This window comes from Hydrogenophaga sp. UC242_50 (assembly GCF_042697355.1).
GTDB lineage: Bacteria > Pseudomonadota > Gammaproteobacteria > Burkholderiales > Burkholderiaceae_C > Hydrogenophaga.
Genome location: NZ_CP170553.1, coordinates 2,439,374 through 2,452,489, shown reverse-complemented (window position 1 = coordinate 2,452,489; position 13,116 = coordinate 2,439,374). Strand labels below are relative to the sequence as shown.

The 13,116-nt window shown below is 69.0% G+C and carries 13 protein-coding genes and 5 pseudogenes; 11 read left to right on the top strand and 7 right to left on the bottom strand.

The window, feature by feature from the left end; translation table 11 throughout:
- The first annotated feature begins 19 nt into the window (after positions 1 to 19).
- The 5 genes from ACFJGX_RS12590 to ACFJGX_RS12570 all read left to right on the top strand — a co-directional run bounded on the left by ACFJGX_RS12590 (position 20) and on the right by ACFJGX_RS12570 (position 2,361).
- Complete coding sequence (locus ACFJGX_RS12590) at positions 20 to 496, top strand: TerB family tellurite resistance protein (protein ID WP_382320948.1); 477 nt, start codon at positions 20 to 22, stop codon at positions 494 to 496.
- Positions 497 to 620: 124 nt separating this feature from the next.
- The gene (locus ACFJGX_RS12585) at positions 621 to 1,067 is read left to right on the top strand and encodes an RcnB family protein (RefSeq protein ID WP_291113444.1); all 447 of its coding nucleotides are present in this window, start codon (positions 621 to 623) and stop codon (positions 1,065 to 1,067) included.
- A gap of 459 nt (positions 1,068 to 1,526) precedes the next feature.
- The gene (locus tag ACFJGX_RS12580; RefSeq protein ID WP_382328492.1) at positions 1,527 to 1,823 is read left to right on the top strand and encodes a hypothetical protein; all 297 of its coding nucleotides are present in this window, start codon (positions 1,527 to 1,529) and stop codon (positions 1,821 to 1,823) included.
- 105 nt (positions 1,824 to 1,928) lie between these two features.
- Entirely contained in the window at positions 1,929 to 2,069 is a 141-nt protein-coding gene (locus ACFJGX_RS12575) for a hypothetical protein (protein ID WP_382328490.1), read from the top strand.
- A 10-nt stretch (positions 2,070 to 2,079) separates the two neighbouring features.
- Positions 2,080 to 2,361, top strand: a complete 282-nt coding sequence (locus tag ACFJGX_RS12570; RefSeq protein WP_382156294.1) for a DUF427 domain-containing protein — start codon at positions 2,080 to 2,082, stop codon at positions 2,359 to 2,361.
- 13 nt (positions 2,362 to 2,374) lie between these two features.
- Here ACFJGX_RS12570 and ACFJGX_RS12565 read toward each other — a convergent pair whose 3' ends face one another.
- Complete coding sequence (locus ACFJGX_RS12565) at positions 2,375 to 2,971, bottom strand: NAD(P)H-dependent oxidoreductase (RefSeq protein ID WP_382320952.1); 597 nt, start codon at positions 2,969 to 2,971, stop codon at positions 2,375 to 2,377.
- Positions 2,972 to 3,054: 83 nt separating this feature from the next.
- A complete protein-coding gene (ylqF, locus tag ACFJGX_RS12560; RefSeq protein ID WP_291113434.1) occupies positions 3,055 to 3,996 on the bottom strand; it encodes a ribosome biogenesis GTPase YlqF in 942 nt (313 codons plus the stop codon).
- A 131-nt stretch (positions 3,997 to 4,127) separates the two neighbouring features.
- Here ylqF and ACFJGX_RS12555 point away from each other — a divergent pair, with 131 nt between their 5' ends.
- A complete protein-coding gene (locus ACFJGX_RS12555; RefSeq protein ID WP_382328488.1) occupies positions 4,128 to 4,667 on the top strand; it encodes a hypothetical protein in 540 nt (179 codons plus the stop codon).
- Here ACFJGX_RS12555 and ACFJGX_RS12550 read toward each other — a convergent pair.
- Positions 4,631 to 5,239 (bottom strand): TetR/AcrR family transcriptional regulator, encoded by a 609-nt coding sequence (locus ACFJGX_RS12550; protein ID WP_382320953.1) that lies wholly within the window; start codon positions 5,237 to 5,239, stop codon positions 4,631 to 4,633. The two genes, ACFJGX_RS12555 and ACFJGX_RS12550, sit on opposite strands and share 37 nt — an antisense overlap.
- A 75-nt stretch (positions 5,240 to 5,314) precedes the next feature.
- Here ACFJGX_RS12550 and ACFJGX_RS12545 point away from each other — a divergent pair.
- Positions 5,315 to 5,952: pseudogene (locus ACFJGX_RS12545) on the top strand (NAD(P)H-dependent oxidoreductase).
- On the opposite strand, the gene ACFJGX_RS12540 reads toward ACFJGX_RS12545, so the two are convergent.
- The 4 genes and pseudogenes from ACFJGX_RS12540 to ACFJGX_RS12525 form a co-directional block, all read right to left on the bottom strand.
- Positions 5,933 to 6,262 (bottom strand): dienelactone hydrolase family protein, encoded by a 330-nt coding sequence (locus ACFJGX_RS12540; protein ID WP_382328690.1) that lies wholly within the window; start codon positions 6,260 to 6,262, stop codon positions 5,933 to 5,935. The pseudogene ACFJGX_RS12545 and the gene ACFJGX_RS12540 sit on opposite strands and share 20 nt — an antisense overlap.
- A gap of 55 nt (positions 6,263 to 6,317) precedes the next feature.
- Positions 6,318 to 6,593 (bottom strand): annotated as a pseudogene (locus tag ACFJGX_RS12535) (dienelactone hydrolase family protein); the annotation flags it as partial.
- Between the two features lie 326 nt (positions 6,594 to 6,919).
- Positions 6,920 to 8,480: pseudogene (gene gshA / locus ACFJGX_RS12530) on the bottom strand (glutamate--cysteine ligase).
- Between the two features lie 33 nt (positions 8,481 to 8,513).
- A pseudogene (locus tag ACFJGX_RS12525) lies at positions 8,514 to 9,517 on the bottom strand (tRNA dihydrouridine synthase).
- A gap of 294 nt (positions 9,518 to 9,811) precedes the next feature.
- On the opposite strand from ACFJGX_RS12525, the pseudogene ACFJGX_RS12520 reads away from it, so the two are divergent.
- The 4 genes and pseudogenes from ACFJGX_RS12520 to bktB all read left to right on the top strand — a co-directional run bounded on the left by ACFJGX_RS12520 (position 9,812) and on the right by bktB (position 13,112).
- Positions 9,812 to 10,494, top strand: a pseudogene (locus tag ACFJGX_RS12520) (RluA family pseudouridine synthase).
- 1 nt (position 10,495) lies between these two features.
- Positions 10,496 to 11,275: an SDR family NAD(P)-dependent oxidoreductase gene (locus ACFJGX_RS12515; protein WP_382320959.1), complete on the top strand. Its 780-nt coding sequence runs from the start codon at positions 10,496 to 10,498 to the stop codon at positions 11,273 to 11,275.
- An 18-nt stretch (positions 11,276 to 11,293) separates the two neighbouring features.
- A complete protein-coding gene (locus tag ACFJGX_RS12510; RefSeq protein ID WP_382320962.1) occupies positions 11,294 to 11,866 on the top strand; it encodes a histidine phosphatase family protein in 573 nt (190 codons plus the stop codon).
- Between the two features lie 55 nt (positions 11,867 to 11,921).
- Positions 11,922 to 13,112, top strand: coding sequence for a beta-ketothiolase BktB (gene bktB, locus ACFJGX_RS12505; RefSeq protein ID WP_382320964.1), 1,191 nt, complete (start codon positions 11,922 to 11,924; stop codon positions 13,110 to 13,112).
- The last annotated feature ends 4 nt before the right edge of the window (positions 13,113 to 13,116 follow it).

Genomic DNA, 13,116 nt, shown 5'->3' with positions numbered 1-13,116 from the left:
GCCACACCTTTTCCACACCATGCTCAGAAACCTCAAGGACCTGTTCGACACCCTCACCGCCAGCCTCACGGCACCGGCCGGCGCCCAGGCGCCCGCCGAGCAGGAACACACCCTGCAGCTCGCCACCGCCGTGCTGCTGGTGGAAGTGATGCGCGCCGAGCCCAGCCTGCAGGACAGCGAGCGCGACGCGGTGCTGACGGCCCTGCGCCGCAAGTTCGCGCTGAGCGACGACGAGCTGCAGCGCCTGTTGGAGCTGGCCCACGAGACCGCGCGCACCGCCTACGACTACCAGCGCTTCACCGCGCTGATGAACGAGCGCTTCACCCAGGCGCAGAAGATCCGTGTGGTGGAAGCGATGTGGGAGGTGGCCTTCGCCGACCACCACCTGGACGCGCACGAGCACCATGTCATCAGCAAGGTGGCCGGCCTGCTGCATGTGACACATGGTGAGTACATCGCGGCCAAGCTGCACGCCCAGGCCGCCATGAAAGGCTGAGCCGCGCGGCTTCGGCGGCCGGCACAAGCCGGTACAGAACTTTGCACAGGCGGAGCGCGGCATTTACCGGGCGTTCACATGCGCCGGACACGATGGAGTCTCACCAACCCCAGGAGAAAGCTCCATGAAATCCCGAAACCTTGTTGTGTACGCCCTGGCGGCCGCCTCCCTCGGCGTGAGTTCGCTGTCCTTCGCGCAAGGTGCGCGATTCGAGCCCAGCCACCTGCAGCGCGTGGACGACCGGCGCGATGACCGCCGGGACTACCGCCAGGACCGGCGCGACGATCGCCGCGATTTCCGCCACGACCGCCGTGACGACCGGCGCGACTACCGCCACTCGCGCAACGACCGGCACTACCACCACTACTACTACAACGCGCGCGGCCCCGAGTTCCGCCGCGGTGGCTACATCCCCTACGAATACCGCAACCGCCAGTACGTGGTGGTGAACCCGCACCAGCACCGCCTGTACGCGCCGCCGCGCGGCCACCAGTGGGTGCAGGTCGGCACCGACTATGTGCTGGTCGCCATCGCCACCGGCCTGATCGCCAACCTGATCCTGAACAACTGACGTTCCACGGCGCAGACACCGCCGCGCCCAGGGCGCAGCACATCCGCAAGCCGGGGTGCTGCGCCCTTTGCCATGGGCCCCACGCTCACGGGGGTGCGCCTTCTCTGCGATGATGCGGCCCAGGAAAACCACCGATGCGATCCGCCATGAAACTCCGCCACATCACCCTCCCCCTGATGGCCGCCCTGGCCCTTTCGCTGGCCGCCTGCTCCAAGGAAGAAACCACCGGCGCGCCGAGCGCCGCTGGCGCCCCCGCGGCCGACACCAGCCCCATCCCCCCGGCCCAGGCCTACGATGTGCTCGCCGCGCAAGGCAAGGGCTTCACCGCCGGTGCCCTGATGAGCGCCAACACGGTCTACGTGCTGTTCGACCCGCAGTGCCCGCACTGCGGCCACCTGTGGCAGGCGTCCGTGCCGCTGCAGAGCAAGGTGAAGTTCGTGTGGCTGCCCGTTGCGCATCATGAACGCCAAGAGCGCGCCGCAAGGCGCGGCCATCATGACCGCCGCCAACCCGGTGGAAACCATGAACGCGCACGAGCAGCAGCTGCTCACGGGCCAGGGCGGCATGTCGGCCTCGGCCAGCATTCCGGACGACGTGATGGCGAGCATCAAGGCCAACACCGCGCTGCTGGAGCGCCTGGGCGCCACCTCGGTGCCGTTCATGGTGGCCAAGCACCAGCGCACGGGTGCCGTGATCACGCAAAGCGGCGCCCTCGGCGTCGAGGCCCTGGCGAATTTCCTGGGCATGGGGCAGTAGCCCGAGGCTGCGCGTTCCGGGCGCCCGGCAGGGGCTTGAAACGCGCATTTTGTCGCTTACCATCGGCGCATCTGCCGCGTTTCGCGGTGTCAATTGGAGGTCCCCATGGGCAAGGAACAACGCAACGAAAAAATGGCCAAGAAACCCAAGAAGGACACCTCGGCGCCCAAGGGCCCCGTGTCCTCCGACCGGCCGGTGCCGCCGGTCACGTCCGTGATGCCGCGCGGCAAAGAGAAGAACAAGTGAGCGCCGCCGCATGAAGGCGACGTGGAACGGCGTGACCATCGCCGAGAGCGACGACACCGTGGTCGTGGAAGGCAATCACTACTTCCCGGAGAGTTCGCTCAACCGCGATCACGTCACCTTCAGCAACCACCGCACCACTTGCGCGTGGAAGGGCCAGGCGAGCTACTACTCGCTGCTGGTCAACGGTGAGCTCAACACCGACGCCGCCTGGTACTACGCCGACCCCAAGCCCGAGGCCGAGATGGTCAAGGGCCGCGTGGCGTTCTGGAAAGGCGTGAAGATCGAGGCCTGAGTACCGGCACGCCTCAGGCCGCGTCGCGGCCGAGCCGGCGCAGCTTGGCCTGCCACTGGGCCACACCGGCCTCCCCCAGTTGCTCGACCGAGCCCACCAGCGTTTCGTGGATCGGCGCGAAGCCGATGAACCCGAGGATGTTGCGCTCCAGCGCCTTGATGCTGTGCGCGCGGAAGTACCAGCGGTAGGCCAGCGCCGGCATGCCCATGGTCACCACCACACGGGCCGAGCGGCCGCTCAGGGGCTTGCGGCCGAACTCCTTGGGCCCCTCGGGGCCGACCGCGAAACCCGGCCGCGCCACCTGCTCCAGCCAGGCCTTGAGCAGCGCCGGCATCTCACCCAGCCAGAGCGGAAAGAACAGCACCACGTGCTGGGCCCAGAGGATGTGCTGCTGCGAGGCCTGCAGCGCCGGGGGCACGCCGCCGTGTTTCCAGTCGTGCGCGCTGCGCAGCACGGGAAAGTCCAGTTCACCCACCGCCACGCGGCGCACCTCGTGGCCGGCCGCGATCGCGCCGCCCGCGTAGGCCTCGACCAGCAGGTGGTTGAGGTGCCGGCCCGAGGTGTCGGGATGGCCTTCGATCAGCAGGATGCGGCGGGGAGAGGTGCTCATGGCAGGCTCCAGAAGGGGTGGAGCCCATGCTCGCACCGCGCGGGCGCGGGCGCCTTGACGCGGGTCAAGGCCCGCTCACCGGCTCAGCGCCGGTCGGGCTTGCGCGGTTTGGCCGCGCGTTCCTTCTTGCGGCCCTGGCGCTCGGCGTCCGCCTTCTGCCCGGCCTGAAGCCAGCGCACGAACTGCTCGGGCGTCTCCAGCGTGATGCGCCCGAGCGTGCCGCTGCGGAAGTCCGCGATCACCAGCTCGGCCGCCTTCTGCCAGTTCACCGCGCCACCGCCCGCCAGCGCACCGCGCTTGCGGCCGATCGCCTCCATGAGCTCTTCGTCCGGCAGGGCCGCGATGGCCTCGGGCGCGAGGCCCAGCTTGTAGCGCGCCTCCAGCAGGGGTGCGTAAGACAGCTTGAGCTTGTTGAGCAGCTCCAGCGCCACCTCCTGGTCGTCGTAGGCGTTGCGGCCCACCGCGCCGCTGGCGGCGAGGTTGAAGCCACTTTCAGGCACCACGATGCGCGGCCAGAGCATGCCAGGCGTGTCGAACAGGTAGAAGTCGTCGGCCAGGGCGATGCGCTGCTCGGTGCGGGTGATGCCGGCCTCGTCGCCGGTCTTGGCCGCGCGCTTGCCCATGAAGGTGTTGATCAGCGTGGACTTGCCCACGTTGGGAATGCCGCAGATCAGCACCCGCATGGGCTTGACCATGCCGCCCCGGTTGGGCGCCAGCTCGTGGCAGGACGCGATGATGGCGCGCGCCGGTGCCGTCACGCTGGCGTCCAGCGGGATCGCGCGCGTGTTCGGCTGGGCGTTGTAGTGCGCGAGCCAGAGCGCGGTGCGCTCGGGGTCGGCCATGTCCTGCTTGTTGACCACCTTGAGCGTGGGCTTGGCCGAGGTGAGTTCGGCCAGCAGCGGGTTGGCGCTGGAGCCGGGCAGGCGCGCGTCGAGCATCTCGATCACGACATCGATGTCCTTCACACGCTCGGTGATGGCCTTGCGCGTGAGGTGCATGTGCCCGGGAAACCACTGGATGCTCATCGGGGGAATCTCTCTGGGGAAACGGGGGTTGCGGGGCGGGTGCAGGGATTGTGCCTTGGTGTAACTCCCGGGGTCGCGCGCCTGGGCCGTCCCTACAATCGGCCTCAATCCAACACCCGCAGAGGCGCCTCATGAGCATCACCGTCAAGATCGATCTGGGCTACGAGTTCGACGTCAAGGCCAAGGCGGCCGAGGTGTTCGAAGTGCTCTCCAATGTGCCCGAGTCGGTCAGCCATTTCCCGAAGGTGGAGAAGCTCAGCGACCTGGGCGGCGGTGTCTACCAGTGGGAAATGGAAAAGGTCGGCACCGCGCAGGTGAACATCCAGACCGTGTACGCCAGCAAATACGTGAGCGACCAGGCGCGCGGCACCGTTAAATGGACCCCGGTCAAGGGCGTGGGCAACGCCCTGGTGGGCGGCAACTGGAAGATCGTGGACAACAAGAAGTCCACCGGCCTGACCCTGGCCGATCCAGGGCGAGATCGAGGTGCCTCTGCCCGGCCTGATGAAGATGGTGGTGGCCCCCGTGGTCGAGGGCGAGTTCGAGAAGCTGGTCGAAAAGTACATCGCCAACCTCATCAAGCGCTTCGGCGGCGAGGCCTGATCCGCCCCTTGCCGCCTTCAGTGAGCGCGTTTCAAGTCCTGCGCGCGATCCGCACGATGGCGTCGTAGATCTCGTGCTCGGCATCCACCGGGTCGAGTTCGCCCGCGGCCGCCGCGAACGACACGGCCTCCGCCGTGCCCAGCATGGCGCGCATGCCCGCCGGCCCGATGGGCTGCTTCGCGAACGGCTGCAGCGCGGCCTGGCACTTCGCCTGGAACGCCGCCTCCAGCTTCTTCTTCAGGGCGTCGAGTTCGGGTGAGCCCGCCAGCGCCGCGCTGACGCCGGGCATCTCGCGGCCCATCGCCATGACGCAGTTGAGATAGGTGGCAGCGATCACCTTCGCCACGGCCGGGAGCGACTTGCCCGATGCCTGCAAGGCCTCGTCCATCAAGGCGTGCTGCCGGTTGTCGTACTCCTCGTAGAGCGCGCTGAGCAGGCCGGTGCGCGTGCCGAAATGGTCGTACACCACGGGCTTCGTCACCCCCGCGCGCTCCGCCAGGTAGCCCAGCGTGAGCGCATCGGTGCCTTCGCCCCGCACGATGGACCACGCGACCTCCATGAGCTGGCGGTTGCGGTCTTCCTTGGACAGGCGCTTCTTCGGCGCGGCTTGATCAGCAGGGTTCATCGGATGGCTTGACATTGTTAACCTACCAAAGGTAACCTACAGACAGTAGATTACCAAAGGTAGTTTACACCCAAACCCCAAGGAGCCACCATGCACGCCCTCATCGTCGTCAGCCATCCCGATGCCCAGTCCCTCACACACGCCGTCGCGCGCTCGTTTGCCGAGGGCATTGCGGCCTCGGGCGAGCACACCACCGAGTTCGCCGACCTTGCCGCGGAAGGCTTCGACCCCGGCTTTCAACCAGGCCGACCGCAACGCCTACTTTCTCCAGAAGCCCTTGCCTTCGGACGTCCTGCGCGAGCAGGCGCGCATCGACCGCGCCGACGCGCTCGTGCTGGTCTATCCCGTCTATTGGTGGTCGTTCCCCGGTCAGCTCAAAGGCTGGATCGACCGCGTGTTCGCCAATGGATGGGCCTACGACGAGGCGCCCGACGGCACGCTGGGCAAGCGGCTGGGCCGCCTCGCGGTCCACCTCATCGGCATCGGCGGCGCGGACGGCGGCACCTATGCGCGGCACGGCTACGACAAGGCGATGCGCACCCAGATCGACCACGGCATCTTCGATTTCTGCGGCGCGCGGGGTCGTCACCTCGGAGTTCCTGCTCGATGTGAATGGGCAGGCGGCGGCGTCCCATGTGGTCACGGCGCGGGCCCTGGGCGGGAATGCGTTCGCGGAAAGCGCCACGTCGGCCGGTGGCGAACGGCTGATCACACCAGGTGCTGCCTGAAGAACGCCAGCGTGCGGTCCCACGAGAGTTTGGCCGCGGCGGCGTCGAAACGCGGCGTGGTGTCGTTGTTGAAGCCGTGCTGGGTGCCCGGGTACTGGTGCGCGGTGTAGCGCACGCTCGCCGCCTTGAGCGCGGCCTCGTAGGCCGGCCAGGCCGCGTTGATGCGCTCGTCCACCCCCGCGAAATGGATCAGCAGCGGCGCCTTCACCTTGGCCGCGGCCTCCACCGGCGGGTGGTTGCCGTAGTAGGGCACGGCCGCCGCCAGGTCGGGCAGCTCGGTTGCGCAGCGTGTGGGCCACGCCCCCGCCATAACAGAACCCCACCACGCCGATGCGCCCGTTGCCGTCCGGCCGGGCCTTGAGCGTGGCGGCCGAGGCCAGGAAGTCCTGCTTCGTCTTGGCCTGGTCGAGCTGGGCGAACAGGGCGCGCGCCTTGTCCTCGTCGCCCGGGTAGCCGCCCAGCGGCGTGAGCGCATCGGGCGCGAATGCCAGATAACCGTCGAGCGCCAGGCGGCGCGCGATGTCTTCGATGTGGGGGTTCAGACCCCGGTTCTCGTGCACCACCAGCACGGCCGGCAGGCGCCCGCCGGCGGGGGGCGCCACGGGCTTGGCGACATAGGCCTTGATGGTGCCGTAACCCATCGGCGAAGGCACGCTCACCGTCTCGGTCTTGATGCGGGGGTCGTTCGCCGGCACCACCTGGGCGGCGGCGAAGTTCGGGCTGAGCGCGGCCAGCAGGCCCGCCGCCGTCATGCCGCCCACCGCGAACTTGGACGCGCGGTCCAGGAAGGCGCGGCGGTCGATGTCGCCATGCACGTAGGCGTCAAACAGGATCAGCAGTTCCTGATCGAAGTCGGCGGCGGTCAGACGAGTCATGGGCGATCTCCGGCAAAAAGATCGCAGGATAGGTCCCCCCGGGGCCGGGCGGGCCATTGCCCATCCGGTCAGGCGGGCTTTGCCGCCCTGCCTCAGGCCGCCAGCGACGCGGTCTGCGCCTGCGGACGGCCCAGCCGCGCCGGCGAGGTGTATTCCTGCCGGTAAATCTCGAACGGCATGGAGTCGGCCGCTTCGATGGCGCGCTGGTCTTCCACCGACTTCGTGGCGCATCGCTTCGTACTTCGCCTGCAGCTTGCTGGCCCAGGGCAGGCCCGCCAGGTGCTGGTGCGTCACGCGCGACTGGGCGCGCGCGAACGCGACGAAGGAATCGCCATGGTGCTTGTGCATGGCCTGCAGCACGCGGGCCGAGGGCAGCTTGTCGGGGTCCTGCAGATGGCCTTGCGCCAGGGCCACGGCCAGGGCGTGCTCGTTGCCGCCGTGGGCCTCGTCCAGCAGCGCGGCGATCGGGACGAGCTGCTCCAGCAGCTCGGCGCCCCACTGCATCAGCGGCACGCTCTGGCCGTTGCGCATCAGGTTCAGGCCGGGTTCGCGGCCGCGCGCGGCGGTCAGGTGCTGGTTGTGCGCGAGCTCGCGGATCTCGGCCGGCGTGTCGGGCGGGCTGTCCGACAGCAGGCAGTGCAGCAGGAACACGTCGAGGAAACGCAGCGTGGGCGCGCCGATGCCGATGGGTTCGAAGGGGTTGAGGTCCATCAGCCGGACCTCGATGTACTCCACCCCGCGCTCGCGCAGGGCGTGCAGCGGGCGCTCGCCAGGGCGGATCACGCGCTTGGGGCGGATGGTGCCGTAGAACTCGTTCTCGATCTGCAGCAGCGTGGTGGCGAGCTGGTTGTAGTCGCCGCCCGGGTTGCGGATGCCCACCGCCTCGTACGCGGGCCAGGGGCGCGTGAGCGCGTCGTGCAGCGAGGCCGCGTAGCCTTCGAGGCCGTTGTAGCTCACCGCCAGCGTGGCCTGGGCCTCGCTCTGGTAACCCAGGCGGCCCATGCGCAGCGAGGTGCCGTGCGGCATGTACAGCGTGCCGGTGTCGCCCAGTTTCTGCAGCTCGTGCTGGCGGCCTTCGACGAAGGTGGAGCACAGCGCGGGCGAGGCACCGAACAGCGTGAGCAGCAGGAAGGCGTGGCGGCGGAAGTTGCGGATCAGCGCGAAGTAGCCGTCGTTGTCCACGCCCGGCAGCGACCAGTTGTAGTGGATGCCCGAGATGGTCTGCATGCGCCGGCCATAGCGGTGCGCCAGGCCCATGCGGTAGACGCTCTTGGCGCGGCCCACGTTGGACGAGCCGTAGCGGCCGATGGGGATGGTTTCGTCGGGCGGCAGGCCGCAGGGCATGCTCGACGCCCACATCATCTCGTCGCCCTGGGCGCGCAGGCTGCGCACGGTGTACTGGTGGACTTCGGTCAGCTCGGCCAGACAGGCTTCGACGCTGTCGTGCACGCCCGTGATCAGTTCGAGCTGGGACTCGCTGTAGTCGGTGGTGATGTGGGGGTGCGTGAGCGCACTGCCTAGCGCGGCCGGGTGTGGCGTGAGCGCCAGTTTGCCGTCGGGCTGGGCGCGCAGGCTTTCCTTTTCAATGCCGCGACGCATGCCGCGCAGACGGTCTCCTGGGAGGGCGGCCAGCCGTTGTTCGAGAGAGGTCATACAGGCGTCGTGGTTCGGGTCCGGGGCCGGAAGTTAACACGCCGGCGCCATTTCTGCTGGCAGCGCCCGGATCGACTCTGTGGTAAGGATGTCCGGTCCCTGGGCCCGCCGCAGCCAGGCCTCGATGTCGTCGGGCTCGTTCACCAGGCGCAGTTCGTCGAACGCGGCCTGGGCCTCGGGATAGCGTTTGCGCAGGTAGTTGAGCCATTGTTTGAGCCGCCCGGAGCGGTGGCGGCGCTCCACGCGGGCGCTCACCTGCCGCCAAAAGATCTCGAACAGCGGGGGCAGGACCGACCAGGGCACACCGCCCAGGCCTTTGATCGCCAGGGCCAGGCCGGGGTCGGTCACCATGCCTCGGCCGATCATGAGGTGTTCGCAGCCGGTCACCTCGCGGCAGCGCGCGGCGTCGGCCGCGGTCCAGATTTCGCCATTGGCGATCACCGGCAGGCGCCGGTGGGCCGGTGGCAGCGAGGCGCGCACCTCGGCCAGCCGGTCCCAGTAGGCGGGAGGCCGGTAGCCGTGGGCCTTGGTGCGCGCGTGGATCACGAGTTCGTCCGCCCGGCCTCGGCGATGGCGTGGGCGCAGTCTTCGGCGCGTTCGTCGTCGTTGTAGCCCAGCCGCATCTTGGCGGAGACGGGCATGTGGGCCGGCACGGCGCGGCGCACGGCCGCCACGATGCGCCCGACCAGCTCGGGTTCGTCGAGCAGCACGGCGCCGCCCCGGCTCTGGTTGACGGTCTTGGCGGGGCAGCCGAAGTTCAGGTCGATGCCGTGCGGGCCCAGGCCGGCCAGGCGTTCTGCGTTTTCCGCGAGCAGGGTCGGGTCGGAGCCGAGCAGTTGGGCGCGCACGGGCACGCCGGCACGGGTGCGGCCGCCATTGAGCAGTTCGGGCACCACGCGGATGAAGGCACGCTCGGGCAGCACGGTGTTGGTCACGCGGATGAATTCGCTCACGCAGCGGTCGATCCCGCCCGTGCGCGTGAGCACATCGCGCAGGGTGGCGTCGAGCAATCCTTCCATGGGGGCCAGCAGCAGCATGCTGCGTATTGTCCTTTGCCTGGAGAATGTGTGGATGTGTTGCTCTTTTTCTCCGGCTGGTCCGGTCATCGGCGACCGGGGGGGACGGCTCCGCTCATGTCCCCCGAACCGGCTTCGCCGGTTCTCCTCCTTGACTTCGCTGCGCCGTCCCCCCCGGTCGCCGATGACCTCCTGGGTATTCGGAAGACTGCATGCCTACATCGCTTCCGGCGCGTGGGCGCATGGCGCTCTGCGCAGCGGGGTAAAGGAGGAGGCGGCACCAGCCGCCGGGGGACACCCGCGGAGCAGAGCGCCATGCGCCCACGCGCCCGCGAGGTGCAGCGAGTGAGCACCCTAAAGGTAATCCACGAAGACGAACAAATGATCGTCCTCGATAAACCCGCAGGCCTGCTCGCCGTCCCCGGAAGAGGCCCCGACAAGCAGGACTGCCTCAGCGCAAGGGCCCAGGCGAAATGGCCCGACGCCCTGGTGGTCCACCGGCTCGACATCGCCGACCTCCGGCCTCGTCGTCATGGCCAGAGGCATCGAAGCCCAACGCCAGCTCAGCCGCGCCTTCGAACAAAGGGAAGTCCACAAACGCTACACCGCTGTCGTCGCCGGCACCCTGCACAAACCCCAACCCGACAACGGCTGGAACACCATCGACCTGCCCCTCACCATCGACTGGCCCAACCGGCCCCGCAGCATCGTCAGCGCCGAACTCGGCAAACCCAGCGTCACCCGCTGGCGCCTCGCCAGCCCCCTCACCGACGACGACACCACCACCCGGCTCGAACTCGAACCCGTCACCGGCCGCACCCACCAACTGCGCGTGCACCTGCAAGCCATCGGCCACCCCAGTACTCGGCGACATGCTGTACGCCACCCCCGAGCAGCAGGCCCGCGCCCCGCGCCTGCTGCTGCACGCCCACCAACTCTCGTTGCCCCATCCGCAGCACGGCGACACCGTGCACTTCCACAGCCCCTGCCCCTTCTGACATGACCACCACCCCACTCCAACTCACCATCCTCACCGGCGGCTCGCGCGGCATGGGCCTGGCGATGGCCCTGCAGTCGCTGCGGCCCAACGGCCACCTGCTCTGCATCTCACGCCACATCAACACCCAGCTCGCCGACGAAGCCCAGCGACTCGACGCCACCCTCACACAATGGGCGCAAGACCTCGCCGACACCACCGGCGCCGCGCAGCGCCTGGAGGACTGGTTGAATGAGCAGGCCGCCCAGGGCTTCGCCAGCGCCACCTTGATCAACAACGCTGGCGTGATCCCGCGCATCGGCCCCATCGACGACTGCCCGCCCGACGACCTCGCCAACGCGCTGCGCGTGGGCCTGGAGGCGCCCATGCAGCTCACCGCCGCCTTCCTGCGCGCCACCGGCGCCTGGGTGGACACCGGCTGGCGCGGCCCGCGCAAGGTGCTCAACATTTCCTCGGGCCTGGGCCGGCGCGCCATGGCGGCCCAGGCGCCCTACTGCGCCGCCAAGGCCGGCATGGACCACTTCACCCGCTGCAGCGCGCTCGACGAAGCGCAGCGCCCACATGGCGCGCGGCTGGTGTCGCTGGCTCCGGGTGTGATCGACACCGACATGCAGTCGCAACTGCGCTCGGGCGACCCGGCGGCGTTCCCCGACGTCGGACGCTTCAAGGACCTGAAAAGCCAGGGCCAGCTCAGCACCCCGCAAGACGCCGCCGCGAGCGTGCTGGCCTGGCTGGACCGGCCCGACTTCGGCAGCAACCCTGTCGCCGACGTGCGCGATTGACCGCGACCGGGAGACCCCATGCAACGACGCCACTTCACCCAGGCCACCGCCCTCGCCCTCACCACCCTGCCCACCCTCGCCTTCACGCAGGACGCGGGCTTCTGGACCCTGCTGCGCGAAGGCGGTTGCGTGCTGCTGATGCGCCACGCGCAGACCGAGCCCGGCGCGGGCGACCCGCCGGGCTTCACGCTCGGCGACTGCCGCACCCAGCGCATGCTCAGCGACACCGGCCGCAAACAGGCCAACAAGATGCACGAAGCCTTTCTGCGCGAGCGCGTGAAGATCAACGAGGTGCGCTCCAGCGCCTGGTGCCGCTGTGTGGACACCGCCATGCTGGCCTTCAAGAAGAACACCGTCTGGGCGCCGCTCAACGCCTTCTTCAGCCCCGACGAGCGCGACGAGCAGACGCGCGAGGTGCTCGATGCCGTGCAAGGCTGGTCGGCCCCGCGCAACCTGGCGCTGGTCACGCACCACATCAACGTCGCCGCCCTCACCGGCCAGACCCCGGCCATGGGCGAGATCCTGCTCACCCGGCCGGGCAAGGACGGCAGCGGCACGCAGCTGCGGGTGGTGGCGCGGCAGGCCTTCTGAACGGTCCTGCCGCGCTACGATGGCAGGCGCCCCCCTTCATCACCCGGAGAACACCATGAGCAACCAGCGAGAAGTTTTTGTCGTCAGCGCCGTGCGCACCGCCATCGGCACCTTTGGCGGCAGCCTGAAAGACCAGCCTCCCACCGAACTCGGCGCGCTCGTCGTGCGCGAGTCGCTCGCGCGCGCGGGCGTCGAAGGCAAGGACGTGGGCCACGTGGTGTTCGGCCACGTGGTCAACACCGAGCCGAAAGACATGTACCTCTCGCGCGTCGCGGCCATCCAGGGCGGCTGCGCCGAAGGCACGCCCGCCTTCAACGTCAACCGCCTCTGCGGCTCGGGCCTGCAGGCCATCGTGTCGGCCGCGCAGGGCATCCTGCTGGGCGACACCGACGTGGCCATCGGCGCCGGTGCCGAATGCATGAGCCGCGCGCCGTTCGCCAGCCTCAACATGCGCTGGGGCGCGCGCATGGGCGACACCAAGATGGTGGACATGATGGTCGGCGCGCTGCACGACCCCTTCCACACCATCCACATGGGCGTGACGGCCGAGAACATCGCGGCCAAGTGGGGCATCACGCGCGAGGACCAGGACAGGCTCGCCGTGGAAAGCCACAACCGCGCGCAGCGCGCCACCGAGGCCGGCCTGTTCAAGGATCAGATCGTGCCCGTGATGCTCAAGAGCAAGAAGGGCGACGTGGCCTACGCCACCGACGAGCACTTCCGCGCCAACGCCACCCTGGACGACCTGGCCAAGCTCAAGCCCGTGTTCCTGAAGGAGAACGGCACCGTGACCGCCGGCAACGCCTCGGGCATCAACGACGCGGCCGCGGCCGTGGTGCTGATGGATGGCGGCGCGGTCAAGGCGCGCGGCGCGAAGCCGCTGGCCCGCCTGGTGGCGTATGCGCACGCGGGCGTGGACCCGAAATACATGGGCATCGGCCCGGTGCCGGCCACGAAGCTGGCGCTGCAGAAGGCCGGCCTCACGGTGAAGGACCTGGACGTGATTGAGGCCAACGAAGCCTTCGCCGCGCAGGCCTGCGCCGTCACGCGCGACCTCGGCCTGGACCCGGCCAAGGTCAACCCCAACGGCTCGGGCATCTCGCTGGGCCACCCGATCGGCGCCACGGGCGCGCTGATCACCGTGAAGGCCCTCCACGAGCTGCAGCGCATCCAGGGCCGCTACGCGCTGGTGACGATGTGCATCGGCGGCGGCCAGGGCATCGCTGCGATCTTCGAACGGGTTTGAACAC